The organism is Lysobacter sp. BMK333-48F3, from assembly GCF_019733395.1.
Taxonomy (GTDB): domain Bacteria; phylum Pseudomonadota; class Gammaproteobacteria; order Xanthomonadales; family Xanthomonadaceae; genus Lysobacter.
In genome coordinates this window covers 85,423-111,577 of record NZ_JAIHOO010000001.1, presented here as the reverse complement: position 1 = coordinate 111,577, position 26,155 = coordinate 85,423, and the positions used below count along the sequence as shown (strand labels likewise).

At 70.2% G+C, this 26,155-nt stretch carries 23 protein-coding genes and 1 pseudogene; 5 read left to right on the top strand and 19 right to left on the bottom strand.

The window, feature by feature from the left end; translation table 11 throughout:
* Positions 1 to 35: 35 nt before the first annotated feature.
* The 5 genes from sufD to K4L06_RS00235 form a co-directional block, all read right to left on the bottom strand.
* The gene (sufD, locus tag K4L06_RS00255) at positions 36 to 1,370 is read right to left on the bottom strand and encodes a Fe-S cluster assembly protein SufD (protein ID WP_221669480.1); all 1,335 of its coding nucleotides are present in this window, start codon (positions 1,368 to 1,370) and stop codon (positions 36 to 38) included.
* Positions 1,367 to 2,131, bottom strand: a complete 765-nt coding sequence (gene sufC / locus K4L06_RS00250) for a Fe-S cluster assembly ATPase SufC (RefSeq protein ID WP_221669479.1) — start codon at positions 2,129 to 2,131, stop codon at positions 1,367 to 1,369. Before sufC ends, sufD begins: the two co-directional genes overlap by 4 nt.
* Before the next feature lie 67 nt (positions 2,132 to 2,198).
* Positions 2,199 to 2,891 (bottom strand): hypothetical protein, encoded by a 693-nt coding sequence (locus K4L06_RS00245; protein WP_221669478.1) that lies wholly within the window; start codon positions 2,889 to 2,891, stop codon positions 2,199 to 2,201.
* Entirely contained in the window at positions 2,888 to 4,378 is a 1,491-nt protein-coding gene (gene sufB / locus K4L06_RS00240; protein ID WP_221669477.1) for a Fe-S cluster assembly protein SufB, read from the bottom strand. The genes K4L06_RS00245 and sufB overlap by 4 nt, the downstream gene beginning before the upstream one ends.
* Before the next feature lie 15 nt (positions 4,379 to 4,393).
* Positions 4,394 to 4,867: an SUF system Fe-S cluster assembly regulator gene (locus K4L06_RS00235; RefSeq protein WP_221669476.1), complete on the bottom strand. Its 474-nt coding sequence runs from the start codon at positions 4,865 to 4,867 to the stop codon at positions 4,394 to 4,396.
* Between the two features lie 232 nt (positions 4,868 to 5,099).
* Between K4L06_RS00235 and K4L06_RS00230 the strand changes: the two are divergent.
* From K4L06_RS00230 to K4L06_RS00215, 4 genes and pseudogenes are all read left to right on the top strand, one after another.
* Positions 5,100 to 5,564 (top strand): annotated as a pseudogene (locus tag K4L06_RS00230) (SET domain-containing protein-lysine N-methyltransferase); the annotation flags it as partial.
* 786 nt (positions 5,565 to 6,350) lie between these two features.
* Positions 6,351 to 7,151, top strand: coding sequence for a 3-hydroxybutyrate dehydrogenase (locus tag K4L06_RS00225; RefSeq protein ID WP_221669474.1), 801 nt, complete (start codon positions 6,351 to 6,353; stop codon positions 7,149 to 7,151).
* A 179-nt stretch (positions 7,152 to 7,330) separates the two neighbouring features.
* Positions 7,331 to 8,593, top strand: a complete 1,263-nt coding sequence (locus K4L06_RS00220; RefSeq protein ID WP_221669473.1) for a patatin-like phospholipase family protein — start codon at positions 7,331 to 7,333, stop codon at positions 8,591 to 8,593.
* 188 nt (positions 8,594 to 8,781) lie between these two features.
* Positions 8,782 to 11,037, top strand: coding sequence for a DUF5916 domain-containing protein (locus K4L06_RS00215; RefSeq protein ID WP_221669472.1), 2,256 nt, complete (start codon positions 8,782 to 8,784; stop codon positions 11,035 to 11,037).
* A gap of 50 nt (positions 11,038 to 11,087) precedes the next feature.
* On the opposite strand, the gene K4L06_RS00210 is transcribed toward K4L06_RS00215, so the two are convergent.
* From K4L06_RS00210 to fusA, 14 genes are all read right to left on the bottom strand, one after another.
* Positions 11,088 to 11,510, bottom strand: coding sequence for a DUF4288 domain-containing protein (locus K4L06_RS00210; RefSeq protein WP_221669471.1), 423 nt, complete (start codon positions 11,508 to 11,510; stop codon positions 11,088 to 11,090).
* Between the two features lie 977 nt (positions 11,511 to 12,487).
* Positions 12,488 to 14,542, bottom strand: coding sequence for a TonB-dependent receptor (locus K4L06_RS00205; RefSeq protein WP_221669470.1), 2,055 nt, complete (start codon positions 14,540 to 14,542; stop codon positions 12,488 to 12,490).
* 115 nt (positions 14,543 to 14,657) lie between these two features.
* Entirely contained in the window at positions 14,658 to 15,626 is a 969-nt protein-coding gene (locus K4L06_RS00200; RefSeq protein ID WP_221669469.1) for a DMT family transporter, read from the bottom strand.
* Between the two features lie 65 nt (positions 15,627 to 15,691).
* The gene (locus K4L06_RS00195) at positions 15,692 to 16,531 is read right to left on the bottom strand and encodes an AraC family transcriptional regulator (RefSeq protein WP_221669468.1); all 840 of its coding nucleotides are present in this window, start codon (positions 16,529 to 16,531) and stop codon (positions 15,692 to 15,694) included.
* Positions 16,532 to 16,574: 43 nt separating this feature from the next.
* Positions 16,575 to 17,036, bottom strand: coding sequence for a putative toxin-antitoxin system toxin component, PIN family (locus K4L06_RS00190; protein WP_221669467.1), 462 nt, complete (start codon positions 17,034 to 17,036; stop codon positions 16,575 to 16,577).
* A 22-nt stretch (positions 17,037 to 17,058) separates the two neighbouring features.
* Positions 17,059 to 17,814 (bottom strand): hypothetical protein, encoded by a 756-nt coding sequence (locus tag K4L06_RS00185; protein WP_221669466.1) that lies wholly within the window; start codon positions 17,812 to 17,814, stop codon positions 17,059 to 17,061.
* Entirely contained in the window at positions 17,814 to 18,524 is a 711-nt protein-coding gene (locus tag K4L06_RS00180; protein ID WP_221669465.1) for a hypothetical protein, read from the bottom strand. Before K4L06_RS00180 ends, K4L06_RS00185 begins: the two co-directional genes overlap by 1 nt.
* Before the next feature lie 137 nt (positions 18,525 to 18,661).
* Positions 18,662 to 19,204 carry a hypothetical protein gene (locus tag K4L06_RS00175; RefSeq protein ID WP_221669464.1) on the bottom strand — a complete coding sequence of 181 codons (543 nt, stop codon included), beginning with the start codon at positions 19,202 to 19,204 and terminating at the stop codon, positions 18,662 to 18,664.
* 235 nt (positions 19,205 to 19,439) lie between these two features.
* Entirely contained in the window at positions 19,440 to 20,162 is a 723-nt protein-coding gene (locus K4L06_RS00170; RefSeq protein ID WP_221669463.1) for a tellurite resistance TerB family protein, read from the bottom strand.
* Positions 20,163 to 20,280: 118 nt separating this feature from the next.
* On the bottom strand, positions 20,281 to 20,910 hold the full coding sequence (locus K4L06_RS00165) for a LysE family translocator (RefSeq protein WP_221669462.1): 630 nt from the start codon (positions 20,908 to 20,910) through the stop codon (positions 20,281 to 20,283).
* Positions 20,911 to 21,005: 95 nt separating this feature from the next.
* On the bottom strand, positions 21,006 to 21,386 hold the full coding sequence (locus K4L06_RS00160; protein WP_221669461.1) for a thioredoxin family protein: 381 nt from the start codon (positions 21,384 to 21,386) through the stop codon (positions 21,006 to 21,008).
* 49 nt (positions 21,387 to 21,435) lie between these two features.
* Positions 21,436 to 22,668 carry a mechanosensitive ion channel domain-containing protein gene (locus tag K4L06_RS00155; RefSeq protein ID WP_221669460.1) on the bottom strand — a complete coding sequence of 411 codons (1,233 nt, stop codon included), beginning with the start codon at positions 22,666 to 22,668 and terminating at the stop codon, positions 21,436 to 21,438.
* Positions 22,665 to 23,084: a DUF4087 domain-containing protein gene (locus tag K4L06_RS00150; protein ID WP_221669459.1), complete on the bottom strand. Its 420-nt coding sequence runs from the start codon at positions 23,082 to 23,084 to the stop codon at positions 22,665 to 22,667. The genes K4L06_RS00155 and K4L06_RS00150 overlap by 4 nt, the downstream gene beginning before the upstream one ends.
* Before the next feature lie 228 nt (positions 23,085 to 23,312).
* The gene (fusA, locus tag K4L06_RS00145; protein WP_221669458.1) at positions 23,313 to 25,376 is read right to left on the bottom strand and encodes an elongation factor G; all 2,064 of its coding nucleotides are present in this window, start codon (positions 25,374 to 25,376) and stop codon (positions 23,313 to 23,315) included.
* A gap of 347 nt (positions 25,377 to 25,723) precedes the next feature.
* On the opposite strand from fusA, the gene K4L06_RS00140 reads away from it, so the two are divergent.
* The gene (locus K4L06_RS00140) at positions 25,724 to 26,155 is read left to right on the top strand and encodes an OsmC family protein (RefSeq protein ID WP_221669457.1); all 432 of its coding nucleotides are present in this window, start codon (positions 25,724 to 25,726) and stop codon (positions 26,153 to 26,155) included.

Below are 26,155 nucleotides of genomic sequence, written 5' to 3'. Positions count from 1 at the left end.
GCCCGTTACTCCTGCCTCTGCACTCGTTCCGCGGTTCAAACGATCTGCAAGCGTTCCAGCGCCAGGTTCAGCCGCACTTCCAGCATCGCGCGCACGTCCTGGTCTTCGATCACCGCCAGGGTCTCGCGACAGAACGCGGCGGTCAGCAGGGCGCGGGCCTGTTCGGCCGGCACGCCGCGCGAACGCAGATAGAACAGGGAGTTGGCATCGATCTGGCCGACCGTGGCGCCGTGCGCGGCCTGGACTTCGTCGGCGTGGATCTCCAGCACCGGCTGGGTGTCGATCTCGGCGCCTTCGCTGAGCAGCAGGTTCTTGTTCGACAACGCGGCGTTGCTGCCGTCGGCGCCCTCGCGGATCAGGATTCCGCCGTGGAAGGCGGCGCGCGAGCGGCCGGCTCCGAGGCCGCGCCAGGTCAGCTCGCAGCGGCTGTCGCGGCCGGCGTGGTCGATCCCCAGGCGGGTGTCGAGGTGGCGGCGGCCGCTGGCGAGCAGCACGCCGTTGGCCAGCACCTGCGCGCCCTCGCCGTGCAGGGCGGCGTTGAGCTCGTGGCGCGACAGCGCCGCGCCGAGCTCGAGGTCGATCCGTCGGTACTGCGCCGAGCGCGCCAGCACCGCGTCGGTGCGGGCGATCGCGGTCGCGCCGAGCGATTCGTCCTGGACCCGCGCGTGCACCAGGTTGGCCTCGGGGGCCAGGTGGACGTGGATCAGGGCGTTGGAGAAATGGCTGTGGCTGTCGACGGCGAGCTGGTGCTCGACCAGGGTCAGCGCCGCGCCCTCGCGCAGTTCGACCAGGTGGCGCAGGTGCCAGGCCAGGTCCGGCCCGCCCTTGGCGTCGGAATCGTGGTTCTCGCTCGGGCTGGCGACGCAGACCAGGTGCACCGAGCCCTGCGCCTGCACGCCGGCCTCCACCCGCAGCACCGCGCCGTCGTCGGCGAGGGCGGCGTTGAGGCGGGCGAACACTTCGTCGGCGCGCTCGTAGCGGCGGGCGAGGAAGTTGGCCTCGCGCACGTCGCCGCCGGCCAGCACCTGCGACAGCGGCTGCAGCGACACGCCGGCGGGCAGGCCGGCCAGGTCGGAGCGGGCGGCGTCGTAGCGGCCGTTGTGGAACACCGCGCGCGGCGCCGGGATGCCGGCGATGGCGGCGTCGAGCGCGGCGCCGTCGGCGGCCGGGGCGACGCTGGCGGCGGGCACGAAGCTGCGCCGCTCCAGCGCGCGCAACGGGGTGTACTTCCAGGCCTCGGTGCGCGGGCCCGGCAGGCCGTCGCGCAGCGCCGCGTCGAGGGCGGCGCGGCGGGTCGCGCCCAGCCCGGCGGCGTCGCGCGCGGGCAGGGCGTCGAAGGCCGACGCGAAGGCGTCGAGCAGCGCGCTCACGCCGCGCTCTCCGGCGCCACGCGGTCCTTCAGCCAGGCGTAGCCGTGGGCTTCCAGTTCCAGCGCCAGCTCGGCGCCGCCGGTCTCGACGATGCGGCCGTCGGCCAGCACATGGACCACGTCGGGCTTGATGTAGTCGAGCAGGCGCTGGTAGTGGGTGATGACCAGGAACGCGCGCTCCGGCGAGCGCAGCGCGTTGACGCCGTCGGCGACCGCCTTGAGCGCGTCGATGTCCAGGCCGGAGTCGGTCTCGTCCAGGATCGCCAGCTTGGGCTCGAGCAGGGCCAGCTGGAAGATCTCGTTGCGCTTCTTCTCGCCGCCGCTGAAACCCTCGTTGACGCCGCGGTGCAGCAGCTCGTCCTTCAGGTGCAGCACGGCCAGCTTCTCGCGCACCAGCTTGAGGAACTGCATCGAGTCCAGCTCGGCCTCGCCGCGCGCCTTGCGCTGGGCGTTGAGCGCGGCGCGCAGGAAGTAGGTGTTGTTGACCCCGGGGATTTCGACCGGGTACTGGAAGGCCAGGAACACGCCGGCGGCGGCGCGCTCCTCCGGTTCCAGCGTCAGCAGGTCGCGGCCTTCGAATTCGACCGTGCCGGACACGACCTCGTAGCCTTCGCGGCCGGCGAGCACGTTGCCCAGAGTCGACTTGCCGGCGCCGTTCGGGCCCATGATGGCGTGGACCTTGCCCGGCTGCAGCTCCAGGCTCAGGCCCTTGAGGATGTCCTTGCCGGCGACTTGGACGTGGAGGTCTTGGATCTTCAACATGAGAGGTTCCGGGAATCGGGGTGGCGCCTGCGGCGCCGGTATGGGGCGGTGACGGGCGGGGCCGCGCTCAGGTGCAGACGCCTTCGTAGGCCAGCTTGCGCTTGCCGCCGCCGGCGTCGACGTACTCGTAGCACTGCAGGTAGTCGGAATCTGCGAAGGCCTTCAAGGTCGGGCAATCGAGCAGGCGCGGTTCGGCCGCGACGGCGTCCTGCGCCGCGGCAAGGGTACCGGCCGGGTCGGTCCACAGCACCTGTTCGGCGCCGTTGCCGTCGAGCACGCGCAGGCGCAGGCGCTCGCCGTCGATCGCGGCCACGTCGGCCTCGAACGGCTTGCTCCAGCGGCGCAGTTCCTTGCCGCCGTCGCCGAACTCGATCACGTCGTCGGCGAGCAGCAATCCGTCGTTCAGCGGCATCGCGCGCACCCGCGCGTACGGGGTCGCGCCGCAGGGATGCTCGCTCCATTGCAGTACGCGCGGATCGCGGACGTTTTCGTGCTTGGGATCGATGGTGAACGGCAGCAGGTACTCGCCCGCGGCCAGGACATGCTTGATCGAGCCCGGCGGCGCGATCGGCGCCTCGGCGGGCGCGGCGGCCGCTCGCTCGTCGGCCGACGGCGCGGCCGGTTGCGCCGGCTTCGGCGGGGCCGAGGGCTGGGCCGGCTCCGGCTTCGCCGCGGGAGCGGCGGCTTCCGGCGCCGGGGCGCAGGCCGCGAGCGCCGCGGTCAGCAGGGCCGCCAGCGCGGACGGGGCGGCGCGGCTCATCCGACCGACCCTTCCAGCGACACTTCCAGCAGCTTCTTGGCCTCGACCGCGAACTCCATCGGCAACTCGCGGAACACGCTCTTGCAGAAGCCGTCGACGATCATCGACACCGCGTCTTCCTCGCCGATGCCGCGCGAGCGGCAGTAGAACAGCTGGTCCTCGCTGATCTTGGAGGTGGTGGCCTCGTGCTCGACGGTGGCGTCGGGGTGCTTGACCTCGATGTAGGGGAAGGTGTGCGCGCCGCACTTCTTGCCGATCAGCAGGCTGTCGCACTGGGTGTGGTTGCGCGCGCCGGCGGCGTGCTTCTCCACTCTCACCAGGCCGCGGTAGGTGTTCTGGCCGCGCCCGGCGCTGATGCCCTTGCTGATGATCTTCGACTTGGTGCGCTTGCCGATGTGGATCATCTTGGTGCCGGTATCGGCCTGCTGGCGGTGGTGGGTCAGCGCCACCGAGTAGAACTCGCCCACCGAGTCGTCGCCGAGCAGCACGCAGCTGGGGTACTTCCAGGTGATCGCCGAACCGGTCTCGACCTGGGTCCAGCTGATCTTGCTGCGCGCGCCGCGGCATTCGCCGCGCTTGGTGACGAAGTTGTAGATGCCGCCGCGGCCTTCCTCGTCGCCCGGGTACCAGTTCTGCACCGTCGAGTACTTGATCTCGGCGTCTTCCAGCGCGACCAGCTCGACCACCGCCGCGTGCAGCTGGTTCTCGTCGCGCATCGGCGCGGTGCAGCCTTCCAGGTAGGACACGTAGGCCTGGTCCTCGCACACGATCAGGGTGCGCTCGAACTGGCCGGTGTGGCCGGCGTTGATGCGGAAATAGGTGCTCAACTCCATCGGGCAGCGCACGCCCTTGGGGATGAACACGAAGCTGCCGTCGGAGAACACCGCCGAATTGAGCGCGGCGAAATAGTTGTCGCCGACCGGCACGACGCTGCCGAGGTACTTCTGCACCAGCTCGGGGTGCTCGCGGATGGCCTCGGACATCGAGCAGAAGACGATGCCTTTCTCGGCCAGCTCCTTGCGGAAGGTGGTGCCGACCGAGACCGAGTCGAACACCGCGTCCACGGCGACGCCGGCCAGGCGCGCGCGTTCGTGCAGCGGCACGCCGAGCTTGTCGTAGGTCTCGAGCAGTTCTTCGGGCACCTCGTCCAGCGACTTGTACTTGGCCTTGGGCGCGCTGTAGTAGCTCAGCGCCTGGAAGTCGATCGGGGCGATGTTGAGCTTGGCCCAATGCGGCATCGGCATGGTCAGCCAGTGCCGGTAGGCGGCCAGGCGCCACTGGGTCATCCACTCCGGCTCGTTCTTCTTCGCCGACAGGGCGCGGATGGTGTCCTCGTCCAGGCCCGGCGGCAGGCTGTCGGACTCGATGTCGGTGACGAAGCCGGCCTCGTAGCGACGGCCGAGCTGCTCGTGGATCGCTTCGTTCTGAAGCGGACGATTGGCGATGTCGCCCGCCGGAGCGGACGTGGAACGGATGTCGGTGGCCATGCGGCTGCCTACTGTCTATGCGCTGGCCAGGCGCAGGTCGATGCGCCGGCCGGGGGTTGCGGATGAAAACGAAGCGTCCGGGGCCAGCATCTGGGCCAGGGTCACGTTGCGCAGCGCCTCGACGACCACGTCGTTGATGCGCCGCCAGTTGGCGCGCACGCCGCACTGCCGCTCCAGGCCGCAGTTGCCTTCGTGCACGCTGCACTCGGTCATGCCGAGCGGTCCTTCCATGGCTTCGACTATTTCGATCAGGCCGATCTCGTCGGCCGCGCGGGCCAGGCGATACCCGCCGTTGGCGCCGCGGAAGCCCTCGACCAGGCCGGCCTGGGCCAGCGGCTTGAGCAGCTTGCTGACCGTCGGCGCCTCCAGCCCCGAGCGCTCGGCCAGCTCGGCCGCGCTCAGCACGCGCTCCGGCCCGGTCTGGGACTGGGCCGCGAGCACGGTCAGGACGACCGTGGCGTAATCGGTGAGCTTGGTGACGCGGAGCATCGGTCTGGGCGCGGGGAGGGTAATTCGTACCGAAATTGTACGTTTTTATCCCGGCCGGGCCAAGCGGGCGGTTTTGCGCGATTCATGCCGTTGGCCGACGGGCCCGGCCCGCTGGGCCGGCGCGGTGGGGCGGCCCGCCGATGCGGCCTCTGGCGCGCAAGCCTGGTCGGCGGCGATGGCGGCCGCCCGGCGAGCTGGGTCAGAATGGCCGTTCGTCATTCTGGGATTCGCTATGCCGCGCAAGATCGCCGCCCGTCGTTCCGCCATCCACGGCAACGGCGTATTCGCCGTCGCCCCGATCGCCAAGGGCGAACGCGTCATCGAGTACAAGGGCCGCCGCCGCACCCACGAGGAAGCCGACGCCGGCGACACGGGCGATGCCGATTCCGGCCATACCTTCCTGTTCACGCTCAACGACGAGTACGTGATCGACGCCAACTACGAGGGCAATACGGCGCGCTGGATCAACCACAGCTGTTCGCCCAATTGCGAGGCGGTGCTGGAAGAGGACGACGGCGACGACCGCCGCCAGGACAAGGTGTTCATCGAGGCGGTCCGCGACATCGCCCCGGGCGAGGAACTGGCCTACAACTACGGCATTACCCTGGCCGAAAAGCACACCAAGGAACTGAAGAAGATCTGGGAGTGCCGCTGCGGTTCGCCGGACTGCACCGGCACGATGCTGCAGCCGAAGAAGGACAAGAAAAAGAAGAAAGACAAGGACAAGAAGAAGGACAAGAAAAAGAAGAAGGACAAGAAGGGCAAGAAGAAGGATTGAGAAGAAGGATTGAGGCTTTCCCGGCGCGGTGCCGCACCGGGCTTCGCTCATCGAGGCCCGAACCGTCGCGGGGTAGGAGCGACGCCCCGCAGGGATGTCCTTCGGTCACAAGCCGCGCCGCCATCGCGCCCGTTCGCCGCGTCTTTGTCCTAAGCCCCTGTAGGAGCGGCGTAAGCCGCGACCGCGCTACTGCGGTCTCGCGGCGCCTGTATTCGAAGGCCTCAAAAGCAAAGCTTCCGTCCGCAAGCGGCCGGGTCACTTTCTTTGTCCAAGGCGACAAAGAAAGTAACCAAAGAAAACGCCATGGCTGTTTCGAATCAAAAGCCACTATGGGACGAGGCTCGCGCCGGGCTGCTCCGCACAGGCCATCCCTGGCCTGGCTGCGCACGGCCCGCATCCCTGCGGGCCGCCCTCCGGGGCTTCAGGGCGTTCTCGCGAGTTCGGTCCCGCGCCAAGCTCTTCACGGCAAAGGCACTGGCAAAGGCAACGGCCGCGGCTGGGGTGGGTTGAATGTCGGCGTTCCCGGCAGATCCGACAGACCCGGCAAAGCCGGGGCGGGTACGAAGGTCCGATGGTCACCGTGGCGCGTCGACGGAACACTGCGCTGCATAGGCCGCAACGCCGCGATCACTTGCGGCGGCGACAATGGCCCGGTTGCGCCGGCGCTGCGCCGACCTCTCCCTTCCGTCTCGACCAGGAGTCCCCATGAGCTCGATCCAAGGCAAAGTCGCCGTCGTCACCGGAGCCGCCAGCGGCATCGGCAAGGAAATCGCCTTCGAACTGGCGCGCGGCGGCGCAGCGGTCGCGATCGCCGACCTCAATCAGGCCGGCGCCCAGGCGACCGCCGACGAGATCGTCGCCCAGGGCGGGCGGGCGATCGGCGTGGCCATGAACGTCACCGACGAGGCCGCGGTCAACGCCGGCATCGCGCGCGTGGCCGCCGAACTCGGCGGCATCGACATCCTGGTCTCCAACGCCGGCATCCAGATCGTCAACCCGATCGAGAACTACGCCTTCGGCGACTGGAAGAAGATGCTGGCGATCCACCTCGACGGCGCCTTCCTGACCACCAAGGCGGCGCTGCCGCACATGTACAAAGACAACGGTTCGGGCCAGAGCCGCGGCGGCACCGTGATCTACATGGGCTCGGTGCACTCGCACGAGGCCTCGCCGCTGAAGTCGGCCTACGTCACCGCCAAGCACGGCCTGCTCGGCCTGTCGCGGGTGCTGGCCAAGGAAGGCGCCAAGCACGGCGTGCGCAGCCACGTGGTCTGCCCGGGCTTCGTGCGCACGCCGCTGGTCGACAAGCAGATCCCCGAACAGGCCAAGGAGCTGGGGATCAGCGAGGACGAGGTGATCAAGAAGGTCATGCTCGGCAACACCGTCGACGGCGTATTCACCACCGTCGAGGACGTGGCCAAGACGGTGCGCTTCCTGGCCGAATTCCCCAGCGCGGCGCTGACCGGGCAGAGCATCGTGGTCAGCCACGGCTGGTACATGCAGTAAACCGCCACCCGCAGTAAGCCGCCACCGGCGCCCCCTCCAAGTACCGTGCAGTTCCCCCCTTTGAAAAAAGGGGGGCAGGGGGGATTTGCCCTAGCCCCAATGCGAGTCTTCACGGCGCCGCCGCGAGCGCACCGCAAGATAGGCGCCAACCGCAACGACGCTGCCAAGAGACACCCGCAATGCCCAGCAAGCGCTCCACCGGCCGCCCCGTCTCCCGCGCTACGCGCGCCTCTGCGGGCGAGCCGCCCCAGCGCGACCCCGCGGCGCCGGCCGCGCGCCCACGGCGCGAACCCAAGCCCTCGCTGCCGGAAAACATCGCCCTGGTGCTGCAGGGCGGCGGCGCCCTCGGCGCTTACCAGGCCGGGGTCTACCAGGGCCTGCACGAGGCCGGCATCGCCCCGAACTGGATCGCCGGCATCTCCATCGGCGCCTTCAACACCGCGATCATCGCCGGCAATCCGCCCGAGAAGCGCCTGCAGGCCCTGCGCGAGTTCTGGGACACGATCTCGCAGCCCAACCTGTTCCCGGCCACCACCCTGGGCCAGGAGGCGCGCTTCGCCGACCTCGACGCCGATACCCGCGCCTGGCTCGACACCTGGGAAGCCTGGCGCGCCCTGGTCGAGGGACAGCGCGGTTTCTATCGGCCGCGCGCCTGGCTCGGCGAAGACCCGACCGGCCTGTTCGGCGCCGCCTCCGGGGCCGGCCAGCCGAGCTGGTACGACACCTCGCCGATGATCGCCACCCTCGAGCGGCTGGTCGATTTCGACCGCCTCAACCACGACGGCATCCGGGTCTCGGTCGGCGCGGTCAACGTGCGCACCGGCAACCTGGAGTACTTCGACAGCAGCCGGACCCGCATCGACGCCCGCCACATCCTCGCCTCCGGCGCGCTGCCGCCGGCGTTTCCGGCGGTCGAGATCGACGGCGAGTTCTACTGGGACGGCGGCCTGGTCTCGAACACGCCGCTGTCGCACGTGCTGGCCTCGTCGCCGCGGCGCCACACCCTGGTGTTCCAGGTCGACCTGTGGAACGCGCGCGGCGAGCTGCCGCAGAACCTGCTCGACGTGGCCGAGCGGCAGAAGGAAATCCAGTACTCCAGCCGCACCCGCCTGATCACCGACACCCAGCGCGTGTTCCAGCATTACCGCCGGCTGCTGCGCGAGCTGCTGGAGGAGATCCCCGAGGACGTGCGCGCGAGCAATCCCTGGGCGCAGCACGCCGCCGAACTGGCCTGCGACCGCCGCTACAGCGTGATCCACCTGATCTACCGCGACCGCGCCCGGATCGGCCACTTCAAGGACTACCAGTTTGGCCGGGTGGCGATGCGCGAGCACTGGCTGTCGGGGCAGGGCGACATCGCCCGCGCCCTGGCCCATCCGGACTGGATGGAACTGCCGGCGGGCGAGGCGGCCTTCGTCACCCACGACGCCACCGCACCCTGATCCGGGCGCCGCTGCAGGCACAGATGCAGCGGTGCGGGCAAAGGTTGCCATGACTTACGCCATGCGGCGCAAAGGCGCGGCACGGCTAGTCTGCGCGGCATCGCGACGGACCCCGTCGCGGTCCGCCATCGCCGGCGCCGGCAAAAAGCGCGCAGCGAGGCGGTCAGTCCGCTTTCCGGTGCCGTCCCATGCGTATTCCTCTGTTGCCCTGCCTGCTTGCGACCGCTGCGGCGTTCGCTGCGCCCGCCGCCTGCGCCGTCGAAGTCGACGGCCGCATCGATCCGGAGGAATGGCGCGGCGCCCAGCGCATCGACGACTTCCGCCTGACCCAGCCGTTGTCGCGCCAGCCGGCCTCGCAGGCCACCGAAGCCTGGCTGCTGGCCACCCCCGAAGGCCTGGCGATCGGTTTTCGCAACCACCAGCCGGCCGGCGTGCCGCGCCTGCGCCAGCGCACCCAGCGCGACGGCAACGGCACCGTCGACCGGGTCAACCTGTACGTGGACTTCGACGGCGACGGCCGCGCCGGCTACAACTTCACCGTGAGCCTGGCCAACAGCATCGTCGACGCCACCATCACCAGCGAAAACCAGTTCAACGACGACTGGGACGGCGACTGGCGCCACGCCACCAGCGAGGACGCCGACGGCTGGTCGGCGGAGATGCTGATTCCCTGGCATATCGCGCCGATGCGCGAGGCCGGCGACGGCACCCGCAACCTCGGCATCCAGCTCGACCGGGTCATCGCCTCGACCGGCGAGCGCGCTTCCTGGCCGGCGGTGCACTACAACGAGGCGCGCTTCCTGTCCACGTTCAACCGGGTCGAGGTGCCGGCGTACAAGCAATCGCTGCTGGCGATCACGCCCTACGTGGTCGGGGTCGGCGATTTCGTCGGCCGCGACAGCGATTTCGACGCCGGCGCCGACCTGTTCTGGAAGCCGAGCGGCAAGTTCCAGCTCAGCGCCACCCTGAACCCGGATTTCGGCCAGGTCGAAAGCGACGAGCTGACGGTCAACTTCAGCGCCACCGAGACCTTCTTCAGCGACAAGCGGCCGTTCTTCACCGAGAACCAGAGCTTCTTCGACGTCCAATTCGGCTCCTACAACTCCAATAGCCGGCTGATCTACACCCGCCGGGTCGGCGCGCGCGCCGACGACGGCAACGGCTCGGGCGACGTGACCGCGGCGATCAAGCTCAACGGCAGCGCCGGCGGCTTCAACTACGGCCTGTTCGCGGCCAGCGAGGGCGACGAGGTCGGGCGCGACTTCTACGCCCTGCGCGCGACCCGCGACTTCGAGCGCTTCGGCTTCGGCGCGATGGCGACCCGGGTGGTGCGGCCGTTCCAGGACCGCAGCGCCAACGTCTACGAGTTCGACCAGCGCTGGAGCCCGAATTCGCGATGGGCGATCCGCAGCGCGGTGGTCGCTTCCGACGTCGAGCACAACGGCCGCAACGCGCGCGACAGCGGCGGCCAGATCCGCATCGACTACGACATGGGCGGCGGCTGGCGCCAGCAGCTGTACGGCCTGCACCTGGGCAAGCGCCTGCAGCTCAACGACTTCGGCTATCTGGAGCGCAACAACTTCAACTACCTGCGCTACGACCTCGGCCGGCGGGTGACCGACTTGCCGGCGACTTCGTCCTATGCCTCGCACGACTGGCACTACGCCGCCTCGCGCCGCTACAGCGACGACGGCGTGCACATCGCCGACGCGGTCGCGGTCAACCGCCGCAGCGAACTGCGCGATGGCGGCAACGAGTTCGTCGAGCTGGGGCTGTGGAGCTCCGGTTACGACGATCTGATCACCCGCGGCAACGGCGTGCTGCGCCTGCCCGAGCGGTTGTACTTCAGCTACGAGCGCCTGCGTCCGCGCCGCGGCGACAGCCCCTGGTCGCTGAGCGCCGAGCTGAACTACAGCGCCGAGAGCCTGGGCGGCATCGACGAGGGCCAGACCCGGATCTACCTGGAACCGAACTACCAGGTCAGCGACCGGCTGCTGCTGTTCGCCGGCATGGAGTACAGCCACAACCCCGACTGGCTGCTGTGGCGCGGCGGCAACCGGCTCGGCGCGTTCCGCTCCGATGCGCTCAATCTCAATGCCGGCCTGCAGTGGTTCATCGACGACAAGCAGGAGCTGCGCGTGCGCCTGGAAGCGATCGGCATGGACGCCAGGCTCAAGCAAGCCTACCGGGTCGATCCGCGCGGGCGGCCGCTGGCGGTAGACGAGGAGATTCCGGATTTCAGCCTGAGCAATCTGGGCTTCCAGATCCGCTATCGCTACGAGCTGGCGCCGCTGTCCTACCTGTACCTGGCTTACGTGCGCGGCGGCGAGCTGTTCGAGGAAGGCCCGCGTTCGACCCGGGTCGGACGCGAGTTCTCCGATGCGTTCGAGCTGCGCGACGACGAACAGTTCCTGGTCAAACTGTCGTACCGGTTCGAGATCTGACCGCGGCCGTCGCCCGGTCGCGCCGGGCGGCGGAGGCGATGGCCGGGCGTTTACGAGGCCAGCGGCGGTTCGCCGTCGTCCAGGTCGTCGAAGGCTTCCAGCTCGTGCTTGCGGCGCAGCCTGGCGCGCAGCGCCGCATAGGGCTGACCGCGGTGTTCGGTCCACATCAGTTCGGCGCCGTCGCGCAGTTCGTCGTACACCGGCAACAGGCGCGACAGGCCCTCGAACACCCAGCGGCCGCGGCGGCCGTCTTCGGCGTCGGCGAACTCGTTGCCCTTGCCGCGGCCGTAGGCCAGGGCCTTGGCGTAGGCGTCCTCGCGGTCGCCGGCGCGGATCAGCAAGGTGTTCTCCCAGACCAGGCAACGGGTGTCGTCGACCGGCGCCGGTTCGTCGTCCCAGGCCGCGCGTTCGAGGTAGGTGGCGACCCACCAGCCGTGCGGCGAACGGTTGCGTTGCGGAATCTCGGCGTTCATGGCGGCATCCATCGCCCGGAATGCCCCGATCATCGGCGCCGGCCGGCGCGGCCGCAACGACGGCGGTCTTGGTTCGGGCGCGGCCGCAGTCGCAGATACGACAATCCAGCGCCATGTTTCGTCCTCGCTTCGCCCCGCCTCCTGTAGGAGCGGCGTGAGCCGCGACCACGGGACGCGCAGAAGACCCAAGGCCATAGATCGAAGCCGAAGGCCATCGCCTGTAGGAGCGGCGCAAGCCGCGACCACGGGACGCGCAGAAGATCCAAGGCCGACGCCATCGATCGAAGAGCCCGAAACCATCGCAAAGGGTAGGAGCGGCGCAAGCCGCGACCGCGTTCTTACGGTCTCGCGCCGTCTGTCGTTCGATGGCTTCTAAAGCTTCAAAAGCTCTAAAGCAAAGCTTCCGTCCGCAAGCGGCCGGGTCACTTTCTTTGTCCAAGGCGACAAAGAAAGTAACCAAAGAAAACGCCATGGCTGTTTCGAATCAAAAGCCACTATGGGACGAGGTTTGCGCGGGGCTGCTCCGCACAGGCCATCCCTGGCCTGGCTGCGCACGGGCCGCATCCATGCGGCCCGCCCTTCGGGGCTTCAGGGTGTTCTCGCGAGATCGAAACTGCGCCAAGCTCTTCACAGCAACAGCAACAGCAACAGCAACAGCAACAGCAACAGCAACAGCAACGGCAGCAGGCATCGTGTCGCTGCTGTTGGTGCGGCGTCCCACGGGGACTTCCTCCAGCCACAAGCTGCGATTGCCGAAGCGATGCATGCGAGCGCTGCGACCGAAGCCAGCCAATCACGCGCGGTCGGGCGTCAGGCACCGGCGTGGTGTTCCACCGCTTCGACGGTCGCGGCTTATGACCGAAGGAAATCCCAGTGGGACGCCGCTCCTACCAGAGCGGGCGCAAACTGCTTTTGCGATTCCCCATTCCCCATTCCCCATTCCCCATTCCCGACTCCCGACTCCCGACTCCCGACCCTCAATCCCGCCACTCCACCCCCACATACACCGCCCGGCCATCGCCCGGCAGGAAATTGCGCCCGTCCTGGCCGCGGGCGTCGGCGATCACGTTGCTGCTGGCGATCCAGCGGCGGTCGCCGAGGTTGCGTGCGTCGGCGAACCAGGACCAGTGCGGCGCCGCCCGTCCGCCGAGGCGCAGGCCGACGATGCGATAGCCCGGGGCGCGATAGCTGTTGGCGTGATCGATCCAGGTGTCCTGCGGGGTCCATTCCAGGTTCGGCGCGATGTACAAGCGCGGGTCCGGCGACCAGCGCAGTTCGGCGCGCAGCAGTTGCGGGGCGACGCCGGCAAGGTCGTTGTCGCCGTAGACGCGGTCGCCGTGGAAGCGGAAGTCGTTGTAGAGATAGTTCGCCGACACGGTCCAGGCCTCGCCGATGCGCCAGCCCAGGCCGAGCTCGACGCCCTGGTGCAGGGTGCGCCCGGCGTTGATCGTGCCCAGCGGGTTGCCCTGGCCGTCGCTGAGCGACAGCAGTTCGCCGCGCAGGCGGGCCCGGTACAGGGCCAGGTCCAGCGACAGCGCGGCGCGGTCGAGGCGCAGGCCCAGTTCGGCGCTGTCGGCGCGTTGCTTGCCGACCGGGCTGATCCCGGGGCCGCCGCTGAGTTCGCCGAAGCTGGGCGGTTCCAGGCTGCGGCTGAGGTTGGCGTAGAGCTGGGCGCGGTCGTCGATGAGGTAGCGCAGGCCGAGCTTGGGGCTGATGCCGGAGTAATCGGCAGCGAAGCTTTCGTCGCGGCCGCCGACGATCAGCCGGTCGCGCGAACGGCGTTTCGCGTCCAGCGCCTGCGCGCCCAGCGACACGACCCAGGCCGGCGTCAGCCAGGTCTGGTTTTCGAGGTACAGCTTGCGGTTGACCGCGCGCTGGTCGAAGCGGTTGCTCGGCGCACCGGCTTGGCCGGCGAGGTTGAAGTAGCGCCGGTCGTCGATCTCGCCCTGCGCCCAGGCCAGCCCGGCGACGAGCAGGTTGCGACGGCCGAACCAGCGGCCCTCGCCGCGCCAGCGCAGGTCGAGGCCGAGATCGCGGCTGTCCTGGCGCAGCACCTGGAAGATCGGATGATCGAGCGATTTGTCGGCGTAGTAGGCCGACAGATTCAACGTGCCGGTGGCGGACGGCGTCCAGCTCAGGCGCGCGGCGAGACGGTCGAGGCGGTAGTCGCGACGCTGGTTCTGGCTCAGCGCGGCCGGCGCGGCCAGGGCCGGATCGCGCCGCGCCTCGGCCAGGGTCAGGCTGCCGGGCAGGGCCGAGCGGGTGTCGACATGGGTCAGGTAGACGCGGCCGTCGAGGCGCTCGCCGAAGCGATAGCCGGCGTTGCCGAACCAGCGGTAGTTCTCTTGCGCGGCGTGATCGCGGAAACCGTCCTGGCGCGAACCGCCCAGGCTCAGATAAGCGTCGGCGCGGCCGGACACGCCGGCCAGGGCGAGCTGGCCGCGGCGATGGCCGAACGCGCCGGCTTCCGCGCGCAGGGTCAGCGGCGCGGTGTCGTAGCCGGTCGGCGAAACGAAGTCGATCGCGCCGCCGAGCGTAGCGGCGCCGTACTCCAGCGCGTTAGCGCCGCGATAGACCTCGATGTAGCGCGCCGCCAGCGGATCCACCGATTGGAAATCGAAGCCGCCGTCGGCGAGGTTGAGCGGGCTGCCGTCCTGCAGCAGTTCCAGGCCGCGGCCGTGGAAGGTGCGTTGAAGGCCGGAGCCGCGGATCGACAGGCGCGCTTCTTCGGCGCCGAAGCGCGGCTGCACGAACACGCCGGGCGCATAACCCAGCGCATCGGCGAGCGTGCCGACGCGGCGGTCGCGGTAGGACTCGCCGTCGACCAGCGCGGTGGCGCCGGCGCGTTGGTCCAGGCGCGCGCGCGCGGCTTCGAGGCTGTCGACGGTGCGCGGCCGATCCGGGCCGCGTACGCGCACCGTCTCCAGCGTAGCGGGCTCGCCGCCGGGCGCATCCTGGGTTTGCGCGGCCGCGTCGAATGCGAACGCGATCGCGATGGCGAGCAGGGGCGAACGCAACGAACGCTGGCGCATGAGCGCATTCCGACAGACGCGGGGCGGCCAGCTTAGGCAGCGCCCGCCGCGGCTCGGCTGCGGCATAACGCCGCAGGAATGCCGCGCTTGAGCGTATCTCCGGCGCCGGTCGCGCTCAGTTCGCGACGGCGGTCTGAGTCGCGGCGACCGGCTTGATCCGCAACGCCCAGACCACGCCGGCGATCAGCAGGGCGATGCCGAACAGGGTCAGCGGCGGCGGCCATTGCTGGCGCAGCGCGAAGGCATAGCTCAGCGCGGCCAGGGTCTCGAACACGATCAACTGGCCGGCGAGCGCGGTCGGCAGGCGTTGGCTGGCTTCGTTCCAGCACAGGGTGCCGACCCAGGACGCGAGCAGACCGATCGCCGCCATCAGGCCGACGAAGAACAGCGGCCGCGGCCCGAACGGCATGGCGAAATCGTCGCCGCGCGCGCTCATCCACAGCCATAGCGCGGCGTAGCCGCACAACGCCAGCGGCAGGGTCGCCACGCCCTGGGCGGTGGCCCAACTGCGCGGGCTGCGATCGGGATGCGCGCGCAACCAGTCGGCGTTGCGCAGCGGGTACCAGGTCCAGCACACCACCGCGCCCACCGCGAGCAGGCCGCCCAAGGCATAGCGGTGCAGGTCGGCCTGCGGATCGGCGCGCAAGGCCTGCAGCTCGGCGCGGTTGACGCAGGCGATGCCGAGCGCGATCAGCGACAGCGAGGGCAGCAGGCGCAGCCAGGGCAGGCGGCCGTCGCGGCGCGCGTTGCGCAGGTTGGCGCAGACCGCGATCACCACCGGCAAGGTGCCGATGATCATGGTCGGCAAGGGGCCGCCGGCGCGCTGGATCGCGCTGGCCAGGAACAGGTAATAGAGCAGGTTGCCGATCGCGACCAGCTTGAGCGCCTCGAGCCAGTCTTGGCGGCGCAACTGGCGCAGCGCGCCGCGGTCCATCCAGGCCAGCGGCAGGGCGATCAGGCCGAAGGCGAGGTAGCGGCCGAAGGACTGCAGCGCCGGCGAATACTCCGGCAGCAACAGCGGTCCGACGAAGACCAGGCCCCAGATCAGGCCAGCGGCGAGCGCGTAGAGGGTTCCGAGCAACATGCGCCCAGCCTGGCCGAGGCGGCCGGCGCCGGTCTTGTCTCAGATTGCGCCCGCCCCGGTGCGGCTCAGCCGGGGCGGCGGCCGGCGAGGATCTGGCGCTGGTAGCGCGCCGGGGTGATGCCGTAGCGGCGCGAGAAGGCGCGGGTCAGGTGGGCCTGGTCGGCCAGGCCGCTGTCGAGCGCGACCTGGGCCGGCGCCGCGCCCGCGGCGAGCAGGCGCTTGGCCCGGTACAGGCGCAAGGCCATCAGCATCTGCTGCGGGGTGACGTGGTACTGGCGGCGGAACTGGCGCAGGAAATGGAACGGGCTCAGCCCGGCGACCGCGGCCAGCTGTTCCAGGCCGATGCGCTCGGCCAGATGCGCGTGCAGATACTCGATCACCGGCGCGAAGCGCACCGGCGCCTGTTCGCGCAGCGGCCGGACGACGCGGGCGTGGTCGCGGAACTCGGCCAGCAGGGCGAACAACTGGCTGTCGAAATCCAGCTCGTCGCGCGTCAGCCACAGCGCGTCCAGGCGCGCGGTGATGCGTTGCGCGCGCGCCGGATCGTGGCGCACCGCCTGCTCGAACCACCAGCCGCGTTCGCCGGTGATCTCCTCGGCGACCTCCGGGTCGACATAGACCATGCGGTAACGCCAGCCGCCTTCGGTCTCGGCGCGGCCGGTGTGCAGCACGTCGGGATTCATCAGCACCAGCGAATCCGGCGGCGCCAGGTGGTCGCTGCCGCGGTAGCGGAAGCGTTCGACTCCGGATTCGATCGCGCCCAGGCCGTAGGCTTCGTGGGTGTGCGGCTCGAACGCGTGGCGGACGATGTGGGCGCGATACAGCTCGATTCCGGCACGGTGCGCCGGCTGGCGGAATTCGGCCGCGTCCTGGGCGTCGACGAAGTGGGCGGGCACGCCTTGCATGGGCCGAGTATGGCACGGGCCGCGAGGGCAGCCGACGCGAGCTTCAGGGCGCGGCGGCGCGCAGCGCCTGCAGGGCGACCCAGGCGCGCGGAGTCAGGATCTCGAACAGGCCGGCGCGGGCGGTGCGCCGGCCCAGCACCAACAGGGCGTGGTCGCGGCTGAGCAGCCAGCGCGCCTGCGCGGCCTGGGCCAGTTCGAGGAACTTCTGGTCGTCGGGATCGGCGCAGCGCGGCAGCGCGACCGCGGGTGTCGCGGCATCGGCCGTGTACGGCTCGAACAAGGCGTCGTAATCGCGCCGGCAGGCCTCGCGCACGGCGGCGTCGAGACCGAGCTTGGGGTACTCGATCACCCGCAGCCATTCGTCGCGGCAGGCCGGGTCGGCGACCGCCTGGATCGTGCCCTCGCGCAGCGCCTGCAACAGCGGCGCGACGGCCGGGTCCTTGAACGCGAACAGGTCCAGGCAGACGTTGCTGTCGAGGACGATGCGCGGCGCGGTACCGCTCATGCGCGCAGGCCGCGGCGGCGGATCACAGATCGTCTTCGCCGGGGAAGGACACGCCGATTTCGCTCACGCGCAGCAGCTCGCCCTGGCGCGGGTACTTGGGATCGTCGCTGGCGTATTCGCTGTCGCCGGTCGGTACCGCGCCGACGCCGTCGTCGCGGCCAGGCTGCGGTTGCACATCCAGACGCGCGTGGCGCATCACCGCATCGCCTTCGCCCGAGCCGAGCTTGCCGCCGTTCCAGTCGGTGACGGTGCCGCCGTAGTCCCAGTCCAGGCCGCTGAAGCGGATCGGCTTGCCGTTGCGGCGCACCAGTTCGGCCAGCGACTGGCCGATGGCGACGCCGTTGTCCAGGCGCCAGCGGGTGGTCGGCTCGCGCACTTCGACCACGGCCAGGCCGCGCAACTTCTTTTCGTCCTGGTAATGCAGCACTGCGCGCCGGGTCGGATCGCCGTCGAACAGGACCACTCCGCGGAAGGATTCGTCTTCCGGCCCGGGCAGCGTGTCGTCGATCTTGACGTTGGCGGCGCCGAACAACCGGCGCAGCTGTTCGGGGCCGACGTCGGGCGCCAGCGCGCCGGGCAGGACGTAGTCGATTCCGGCCGGCTCGGCCGAGGCGGTCGGCGGCGAGGCGGTCGGCGGCGCGGCGATCGGCGCCGGCACGGTCGCCGTCGTGGCCGGCGCGGCGTTCGGCGGATCGTTGCGGCCGCAGGCGACCAGCAGCAGGACGATCGCCGCCAGCGCGAAGGCCGCCACCACCGACGGCACCAGCCAACGCCGCATCACGGGCGCACCTCGCGGATGTCGGCGCTGCCGATGCGCCAGGCGCGCTGTTCGTCGCTGGCGCCGTCGACCACGGTCCGGCGCAGGACGTAGGCGCCGACGTACTTGCGCTGGCTGCCGTCGCGCTGGGTCGCGGTGATCGCTACCGGCACCTCGATATGGCGCTGGCCGGCGCCGGCGTCGACCGGGCCGGGCGCCAGCAGTTCCACCGATACGCCGGTGGTGTCGGCGAAGCCGGCAGCGAACTGCTGCGCGCTCTGGCCGCTGGCGCGGCCGCCGTCGGACCACAAGGCATAGGCCTGGTCGAACTGGCCCTGGTTGATCGCGGCGTAGTAGTCGCGCACCACCGCGAGCGCGTCTTCGGGGCCCGGTTCGGCCGCGACCGCGCTGCCGCCGGGCGGCAGCGGCAGGGTGCCGTCGACGCCTTCGGCCGGCGCCTCGATGCCGGGCAGGGGATTGCCGTTCTCGTCGTACAGCGGCGTCGCCGCGGCGTCGGCCGGCGGCCCGACCTGGCCCGGGCCCGGCGTGGCCGGCATGCCGGTCACGCCGCCGCGTCCGGCGCCTTCCGGTGCCGGCAATGCCTCCGCCGAGCCGTCCGCGCTGCCGCTGCCGTCGGCGGCGGTCTTGTCGCCGCAGGCGCTGGTCAGGACGGCGCCGGCCAGGGCCAGGCCGAGGGCGAGAGCGGAAACGCGGGAACGATGACGGCGCATGACGGGGTCCAGGAGGCGGAGCGACGGCCATTGCCGTGCCGTCGCGAGGGCCACCAGTGTATAAGCCCGCCTGCGTGCACGGGCTGTGCCGAAAGCCGCGGCGCTGCGCCCGCCGCGCGGCGCCGAACCCGGGCCGATCAGCGCAAGGCCAGGCTCAGCGAGGTCGCTGTGAGTTTCCAGCTGCGGTCGACCGGATCGCGCCGCATCCGGTACCAGCCGGTGTAGCGGCGGTTCTCGCCGCCGGGCAGGCTGACCCGCAGCTCGACCGGAATCTGCAGCGATTCGGGGACGATTTCCTCGTCCAGCGGCTCGGGCGTTTCGTTCTGGATCCGCATCGCGCTGAACTGCTCGATCTGGCGCAGCCCGGCCTCCTCGTTGCCGCGCGGCTGGCGTTCGTAAGCCCAGTGCTTTTCGGCCAGCTCGCGCTTGCCGCTGCTGAGCTGCTGCAGGTACAGGTGCAAGGTGTTGACCGCCTCGGTCATGGCGTCGACGCGTTGCTGGTTCTGCGCCTGCGCGCGCCGCGCCGCTTCGGCGGCCGCGCGCGCCGCAGCGTCGTCGCGCGGCTGGGCCGGCGCGGTCGCGGTCGCGGCGGCGCGGTCGTCGGCCTGGCGTTGGCAGGAGCAGCCGACGAAGCACAGCGCGAGCAGGACGGGGACGAGCGAACGTTTCGGCAAACCCATCGGCAAACCCATCGGCAAACGCATCGGCGAGACTCCACGGCAGCGAACCGCCCGGCCGGCGGCGCAGCGATGCTAGCGGCTGCGCGGCCGGGCCGGGCGCGAACGCCGACCGGCGGCGCGATCGGCGGTATGGACGCGGCGATGTCGCGCCAGGATGTGACCCGGGTCAAACGAGCCCGGGCCGGAATGACCCCGTGCCGGTAACGCCAAGCCTGCGAGCCGGCGCCGCCCCGCCTCAGCCCTGCGCGTCGCGCAACTGCTGTTCCAGCCGCGCCTTCAGCGCATCGTCGATCTTGAGCTGGCGCGCGAGTTCGTCGAGATAGGCGCGTTCCATGAAGCTCTGCTCATCGGCGGCGAGCAGGCTGGCCAGGTACATTTCCGCGGCGACTTCCGGCCCGTTCGCGGCGCGCGCGACTTCGGCCGGGTCGAGCGGCTTTTCCAGTTCCTCGTGCAGCCAGCGGCGCAGTTCCGGATCGCCGTCGATGCGCACGAACTCGCCTTCGATGACTTCGCGTTCGCGCGCATCGATATGGCCGTCGGCCTTGGACGCGGCGACCAGCGCCTTGAGGATGGCCTGGCTGTGCTGTTCGGCCAGCGGCGGCGGCAGGCGGTCGACGGTCTGCGGCTCGACCCCGGTCTCGCCCTGTTGGCGCTTGTAGTCGCCGTAGGCCTTGTAGGCCAGCACGCCGAGCGCGGCGACGCCGCCGTACAGGGCGATCTTGCCGGCGTGCTTGCGCAGCTTCTTGTGTCCCAGCAGCAGGCCGAGCGCGCCGCCGGTCAGGGCGCCCTTGCCGAAATCGGTGTTGAGCAGGCCGCGCTTGTCTTCGCGGGCTTCGCTGCGTTGTTCGTAGCGCGCCGGCGGCTTGCCGCCGCCGAGCAGGCCGTCGAGGCCGCCGGCGCCGCCGAGGCTGTTCTGCGCGGTCTTGAGCAACTGATCGAGAAAGCCCTGGGTTTTCATGCGCGGCGCTCCGTGACTGAGGTCGTGACTACTCGACCTATGGGCGCGAAGGCGCGCTTCAAGCCGGACGCGTCCGGCGTACAGGCGCGGTTGCGCGGCGCCGGCGCCGCGCGGCGGCTCAGCCGCGCTGCTGCGCGGCCAGGCGCAGGCCGAGCAGGATGAACACGCTGCCGGTCAGGCGCTCCTTCCAACGCCCGCCGCGGCCGGCGAAACGGCGGCCGAAGCGGCCGACGGCGAAGCTGAGGAACAGGCTGTTGAGCAGGCCGATCATCGACAGCAGCGCGCCCAGGATCAGGAACTGCAGCCAGACCATGCCGCGCTCGGGATGCACGAACTGGGGCAGGAAGGCGAGGAAGAACAGCGCCACCTTCGGGTTCAGCACTCCGGTCAGGACCGAGCGCAGATACACCCCGCGCGCCGACACCGGCGCCGCGGCGGCGGCCGGCTCGGCGGCGCTCGCCGCGCCGCTGCGCCAGGCCTTGATGCCGAGCCAGATCAGGTAGGTGGCGCCGGCGTACTTGAGCACCTCGAAGGCCAGCGCCGAGGTCGCCAGCACGGCCGACAGGCCCAGGCCGGCGGCCAGGGCATGGATCAGGGTCGCCGTCTCCAGGCCGAATGCGGCCTGCACCCCGCGCGCGGTGCCGCCGGCGGCGCTCTGGGCGACGATCCAGGCCGTGCCCGGCCCCGGGATCAACACCAGCACGGCGGCGGCGACCAGATAGGCGGCGAGGGTGGCGGCGTCGAACATGGCGGCGGCGGGGTTGCGAGCGGAGGGCCAGTCTGCGCCCGGCCGCGCGCCGCCGCCAAGCGCCGCGGCGCGATGGACTGTTGCGGCGGCCGCGTTCAGGCCGCGCTGGGCGCGGGCAGGCGCAGTTTCTCGATCGCGGCGACGAAGGCCTCGGTGCCGGGCCATTGGCCGATACGGCCGAGTTTCTTGCCGCCGCGGAACACGAAGAAGGCCGGGATGCCGTGCAGGCCGAAGCGCGTGGCCATGCCCGGGTCTTCGTAGACGTTGTCGTGCAGCCACTCCACGTCGGGCCAGCTGAAGCGGTCCTGGGCCAGCAGCATCTGGCCCTTGGCGATGTCGCAGTTCGGGCAGTCCTTGCCCCACAGGAACAGGATCCGCAGCCGGCCGTCGTCGGGCAGGAACTCGGCCAGCCGCGCCTCGCGCACCAGCCGCATCGGGAATTGCCAGAAAAAGCGCGGGTGGGCGGTCTCGGTCACGCCGCCATCCTAGCGCCGCGGACGCGCCGCGGCGCGCCGTTCGTCGCCGTCACTGCGCGACCAGTTGCACCCCGTTGCGGCGGAACCCGGCCAGCATCGCGTCGTAGACGTCCGAGGCGACGTTGTGCTGGCCGTTCTCGGGATCGTTGATCCAGAAATGGCCGTCGAGCTGGATGCCCTTGTCGTTGATCGCGGTGATGTACATATGCGGCGGCGGCTGTTCCAGCACCCGTTCCTGGGCCCGCATCGCCTCGACGAACAGGTTGCGGGCCAGGCCGATGTCGGTATCGCCCTTGACCAGCACGCCGCAGACCAGGCGCAGATTGCGGTCGGACCAGGACTGGTTGACGATCACGTTGCCGGTCAGGCTGTCGTTGGGCACGATCGCCTCGACTCCGTCGCGGGTGCGGATCATGGTGTAGCGCACGGTCATCCGGGTGACCCGGCCGACGACGCCGTTGCTGGCGATGTTGTCGCCGACCCGCACCGACTGCTCGAACAGCACGATCAGGCCGCTGATGTAGCTGGCGGCCAGCTTCTGCAGGCCCAGGCCCAGGCCGATGCCGAGCGCGCCGCTGAACGCCGCCAGCGCGGTCAGGTTGATGCCGCTGGCGCTGAAGATCACCGCGGTGGCGACGACCCAGATCGCGACGCTGAAGATCCGCGACAGCGCCAGGACGAAATTCGGCTGCAGGGTGCGGCTGCGGCGCAGCAGCGCGGCCACGGTCTTGTCGCCCCACAGGGCGACGATCGCCACCACCACGCCGACCACCAGGCCGCTGAGGACGCCCTGGCTGGACAGCGAGATGCCGCCGAACTTGACGTTGGCGCCGTAGATCTTGGCGATGGTGGCGCTGCGGTCGGCGAACAGGGCGAACACCGCCGCCAGCCATGAGACCACGGTGATCAGGCGCAGCATCAGCCGCAGCGGCAGGGTCGGGCGGAACAGCAGTTCCAGCAACGCGGCCAGCGCGCGGATCGCCAGGAACAGCACCAGCAAGGTCGCGCTGAGGCCGATCAAGGGGTTGTCGATGCCCTGCAGCGCCGCCAGCGCCAGGGTGGCCAGCAGCGGCGTGCACAGATAGTCGGTCAGGGTCGACGCCACCCGGCGATGGTGGCCGAGCCGGCGATGCAGCCAGCGCGTGGCCAGCACTCCGGCGGTCAGCGCGGCGGCGACCGCGATCAGCGCCACGATCAGGTCGGTCGGGCTCGACACCGCGGTCATGGCGTCGGAGACGATCTCGTGCAGCTCCGGGTCGGTGGGCGGGGCGGCGGACATCATTCGCCGCGCAACTCTTGCAGCGGCTCGGTCAGGGCCGGATCGCGCCGGCACTGCTCGAGCTTGAGCCCGCGCGCGGACACGATGCGCTGCACGTCCTTGGTCCGGTCGTCGGCGATCACCCGCATGCAGGCGCAGCCATAACCGTAATGGCGGTTGGTTTCGACCCACTGGTCCTGCGCGATCGCCGGCCAGTCGCCTTCGGCCTGGTGGCCGCCCTGCAGGCCGATGGTCCACTCGGCGTCGCGGTCGTACAGCCAGGCGTTGCCCGGGGTCGGATTGATGAACCAGCCGCAGCGGTTCTGCACCGCCGGCTTGGACGCCGCCGGCTTGCGCGCATCGGCCGGGTGCGGCGGCGCCAAGGCGAGCGCGGCCAGCACGGCCGCGACCGACAGCGATGGGATGCGAAACGAAGGCATCGGCGACTCCTGGGCGATCCGGCCCGGCAGATGGAACAACGCATGCTTGCGCTCGGTGTGAACCGATCGGCCATCATAATCCGGGCCGCACGCCGACGCGCTCGACCGCATCGCCCGACGGCAGGCGAATGCGCCGATGCGGGCCGGTTTGGCGGACCTGCGCAGCGCACCGCCGGCGCAGCGCGCGCCGGCGGTGCCGTGGACCGCAGCCGAACGGACCGGCGCGGCTCAGTCTTCTTCGTGCCGCGGCTTGTAGGCCTCGACCAGCTTCTGCTGCACGTTGCCGGGCACCGGCTCGTAGTGGCTGAAGTCCAGCGAATAACGGCCGCGGCCGGCGGTCACCGACTTGAGTTCGGCGGCGTAGCCTTCCAGCTCCGACAGCGGCACCTGGGCACGGACCACGATCTCGCCGCCGCGCACGCTGTCGGTGCCGTTGATCCGCGCGCGCTTGCTGGCCAGGCCGCCGCTGATGTCGCCCATGTGCTGCTCGGGCGCGGCGACCTCCAGGTCGACGATCGGCTCCAGCACCTGCGGCCGGGCCTTGCCGATCGCATCCAGGAAGGCTTTCTTGCCGGCGGCGATGAAGGCGACTTCCTTGCTGTCGACGCTGTGGTACTTGCCGTCGTAGACGATCACCCGCACGTCCTGGATCGGGTAGCCGGCGAGCGCGCCGTCGTGCAGCACCTGGCGCACGCCTTTCTCCACCGCCGGCAGGAACTGGCCGGGAATGGTGCCGCCCTTGACCTCGTCGACGAACTCGAAGCCGCCGCCGCGCGGCAACGGTTCGATGCGCAGGAACACCTCGCCGAACTGGCCGGCGCCGCCGGTCTGCTTCTTGTGCCGGTGGTGGCCTTCGGCCTTGGCCGCGACGGTCTCGCGGTAGGCGATGCGCGGCGGCCGCGAGTTGACTTCGACCCCGTAACGGTCCTTGAGCCGGTCCAGGTTGATCCGCAGGTGCAGATCCGACAGGCCGCGGATCACGGTCTCGTTGGTTTCGGTCTCGCGTTCGACCTGGAAGCAGGGATCCTCCTCGGCCAGCTTGTGCAGGGCGGTGGCGAGCTTCTGCTCCTGGCCCTTGCTGGCCGCGTCGACCGCCAGGCCGAACATCGGCCGGGGGAAATTCAGCGGCGCCAGGTGGATCTGGTCTTCGTCGTGGCTGTCGTGCAGCACCGCGTCGAAATGCAGCTCGTCGACCTTGGCCACCGCGGCGATGTCGCCGGGAATGGCCTGCTCGACCTCGACGTGGTCCTTGCCCTTGAGCTTGAACAGATGGCCGACCTTGAACGGCTTCTTGCCGTCGTCGACGAACAACTGGGTGTCCTTGCGCACCGTGCCCTGGTAGACCCGGAACACGCCGAGCTTGCCGACGAAGGGGTCGTTGACGATCTTGAACACGTCGGCGATCACGTGCGCCTTGGGATCGGGCTGGGCCTCGATGGCCAGGGCGTCCTCGCCGGCGCCTTTGACGAACGGCGGCGGGTTGGCCTCGCCCGGATGCGGGAACAGGCGCTCGGCGACGTCGAGCAGTTCCTTGATCCCGACCCCGCTGCGCGCCGAGCAGAACAGCACCGGCACCAGGTGGCCCTCGCGCAGGCATTGCTCGAAGGCGTCGTGCAGCTCGGCGCCGGACAGGCCGCCCTCGCCGAGGTCGAGGTAATGCTCCATCACCGTTTCGTTGACCTCGACAACCTGGTCGATGATCTTCTGGTGCCAGTCGGCGACCGCGCCGAGGTCGCTGTCGCCCTCGGCGCTGCCGAAGCAGTCGACCACCCGGCTGCCGCCGTCGGCCGGCAGGTTCAGCGGCAGGCATTCGGGGCCGAAGCTGTCGCGGATGTCGTCGAGCACGCGCGCGGCGCTGGCGTTCTCGTGGTCGATCTTGTTGACCACGATCGCCCGGCACAGGCGCCGGGTCTTGGCGTGCTCCATCATCCGCCGGGTGCCGTACTCGACCCCGCGGTCGGCGTCGACGATCACCACCGCGGTTTCGACCGCGGCCAGCGCCGACAGGGTGGGGCCGCGGAAATCGGGATAGCCGGGGGTGTCGATCAGGTTGACGTGGACAAGCCGTCCGGAAGCGTCCGAATGGTCGATGCCGGCGATCGCCGCGTCGATGGAATGGCCGCGTTGTTTTTCGATCGGGTCGAAATCGGACACCGTGCTGCCGCGTTCGATGCTGCCTGCCGTCTGGACTGCGCCGCCGGCCTGCAGCAGGGCTTCGAACAGGGTGGTTTTGCCGGCGCCGGGGTGGCCTGCCAAGGCCACGTTGCGGATCGATTCTGTGCTGTAGGACATGAGCGGACTTCTCCCTGAGGCAAGGGTGGGAAGGCCGTCATGGCTGTCCGCGCTGCGCGCCCGAGCGTGGGCGCTCGGCGGGCGGTCATGGCGGGTGCCGGCGCGCGCGCCGGGATCACAGACTCCCGCAGGTGGCAGGGCGGGTCAAGCCCGGAACGGCGCCCGGAGTCGCGATTGGGCGTGCTGCATCGCGGCAAGGCTAGGAACGAGCGGAGAGGAACGAGCGAGGAGAAGCGAGGGGCGAGCGCTGCAAGCGGCGCTGCTCACTCCTCACTTCTCTCCACTCTTTGCTCGCTTGTAACGTTCCACCCGCTACCCTGTCCGCCCCTCAACGAAGGAGCGGCACCATGGGCATTTCGCGTCACGCCACCGCGCACTGGGAAGGCGACCTCAAGAGCGGCCAGGGTCGGTTGAGCACGCCGCAGAGCGGAGTGCTGAGCGATACCCGCTACGCCTTCAACAGCCGCTTCGGCGAGGAGAAGGGCACCAACCCGGAGGAGCTGATCGCCGCCGCCCACGCCGGCTGCTTCACCATGGCCCTGTCGGCCAAGCTGACCGAGGCCGGGCATCCGCCGGCGCGGCTGGACACCCGCGCCGAAGTCGACCTGTCGATGGAAGGCGGGCCGAGCCTGTCGCAGATCCGGCTCAAGGTCAGCGCCGACGTGCCGGGCATCGACGCGGCCAAGTTCCAGGCCATCGCCGAGGACGCCAAGGCCAACTGCCCGGTGTCCAAGGCGCTGAGCGCGGTGCCGATCAGCCTGGAAGCGCAGCTGAGCTGA

Bases quoted from the DNA above. Each gene is read 5' to 3' on its own strand.
- K4L06_RS00165 (WP_221669462.1), bottom strand. From the start codon at position 20,910: ATGTTCGACGCCGCCACCCTCGCCGCCTATCTGGTCGCCGCCGCCGTG.
- K4L06_RS00140 (WP_221669457.1), top strand. From the start codon at position 25,724: ATGGGCATTTCGCGTCACGCCACCGCGCACTGGGAAGGCGACCTCAAG.
- fusA (WP_221669458.1), bottom strand. From the start codon at position 25,376: ATGTCCTACAGCACAGAATCGATCCGCAACGTGGCCTTGGCAGGCCAC.
- K4L06_RS00155 (WP_221669460.1), bottom strand. From the start codon at position 22,668: ATGATGTCCGCCGCCCCGCCCACCGACCCGGAGCTGCACGAGATCGTC.
- K4L06_RS00195 (WP_221669468.1), bottom strand. From the start codon at position 16,531: ATGCAAGGCGTGCCCGCCCACTTCGTCGACGCCCAGGACGCGGCCGAA.
- K4L06_RS00150 (WP_221669459.1), bottom strand. From the start codon at position 23,084: ATGCCTTCGTTTCGCATCCCATCGCTGTCGGTCGCGGCCGTGCTGGCC.
- K4L06_RS00215 (WP_221669472.1), top strand. From the start codon at position 8,782: ATGCGTATTCCTCTGTTGCCCTGCCTGCTTGCGACCGCTGCGGCGTTC.
- K4L06_RS00235 (WP_221669476.1), bottom strand. From the start codon at position 4,867: ATGCTCCGCGTCACCAAGCTCACCGATTACGCCACGGTCGTCCTGACC.
- sufC (WP_221669479.1), bottom strand. From the start codon at position 2,131: ATGTTGAAGATCCAAGACCTCCACGTCCAAGTCGCCGGCAAGGACATC.
- K4L06_RS00200 (WP_221669469.1), bottom strand. From the start codon at position 15,626: ATGTTGCTCGGAACCCTCTACGCGCTCGCCGCTGGCCTGATCTGGGGC.
- K4L06_RS00210 (WP_221669471.1), bottom strand. From the start codon at position 11,510: ATGAACGCCGAGATTCCGCAACGCAACCGTTCGCCGCACGGCTGGTGG.
- K4L06_RS00205 (WP_221669470.1), bottom strand. From the start codon at position 14,542: ATGCGCCAGCGTTCGTTGCGTTCGCCCCTGCTCGCCATCGCGATCGCG.
- K4L06_RS00190 (WP_221669467.1), bottom strand. From the start codon at position 17,036: ATGAGCGGTACCGCGCCGCGCATCGTCCTCGACAGCAACGTCTGCCTG.
- K4L06_RS00180 (WP_221669465.1), bottom strand. From the start codon at position 18,524: ATGCGCCGTCATCGTTCCCGCGTTTCCGCTCTCGCCCTCGGCCTGGCC.
- K4L06_RS00225 (WP_221669474.1), top strand. From the start codon at position 6,351: ATGAGCTCGATCCAAGGCAAAGTCGCCGTCGTCACCGGAGCCGCCAGC.
- K4L06_RS00185 (WP_221669466.1), bottom strand. From the start codon at position 17,814: ATGCGGCGTTGGCTGGTGCCGTCGGTGGTGGCGGCCTTCGCGCTGGCG.
- K4L06_RS00170 (WP_221669463.1), bottom strand. From the start codon at position 20,162: ATGAAAACCCAGGGCTTTCTCGATCAGTTGCTCAAGACCGCGCAGAAC.
- K4L06_RS00245 (WP_221669478.1), bottom strand. From the start codon at position 2,891: ATGAGCCGCGCCGCCCCGTCCGCGCTGGCGGCCCTGCTGACCGCGGCG.
- K4L06_RS00220 (WP_221669473.1), top strand. From the start codon at position 7,331: ATGCCCAGCAAGCGCTCCACCGGCCGCCCCGTCTCCCGCGCTACGCGC.
- K4L06_RS00175 (WP_221669464.1), bottom strand. From the start codon at position 19,204: ATGGGTTTGCCGAAACGTTCGCTCGTCCCCGTCCTGCTCGCGCTGTGC.
- sufB (WP_221669477.1), bottom strand. From the start codon at position 4,378: ATGGCCACCGACATCCGTTCCACGTCCGCTCCGGCGGGCGACATCGCC.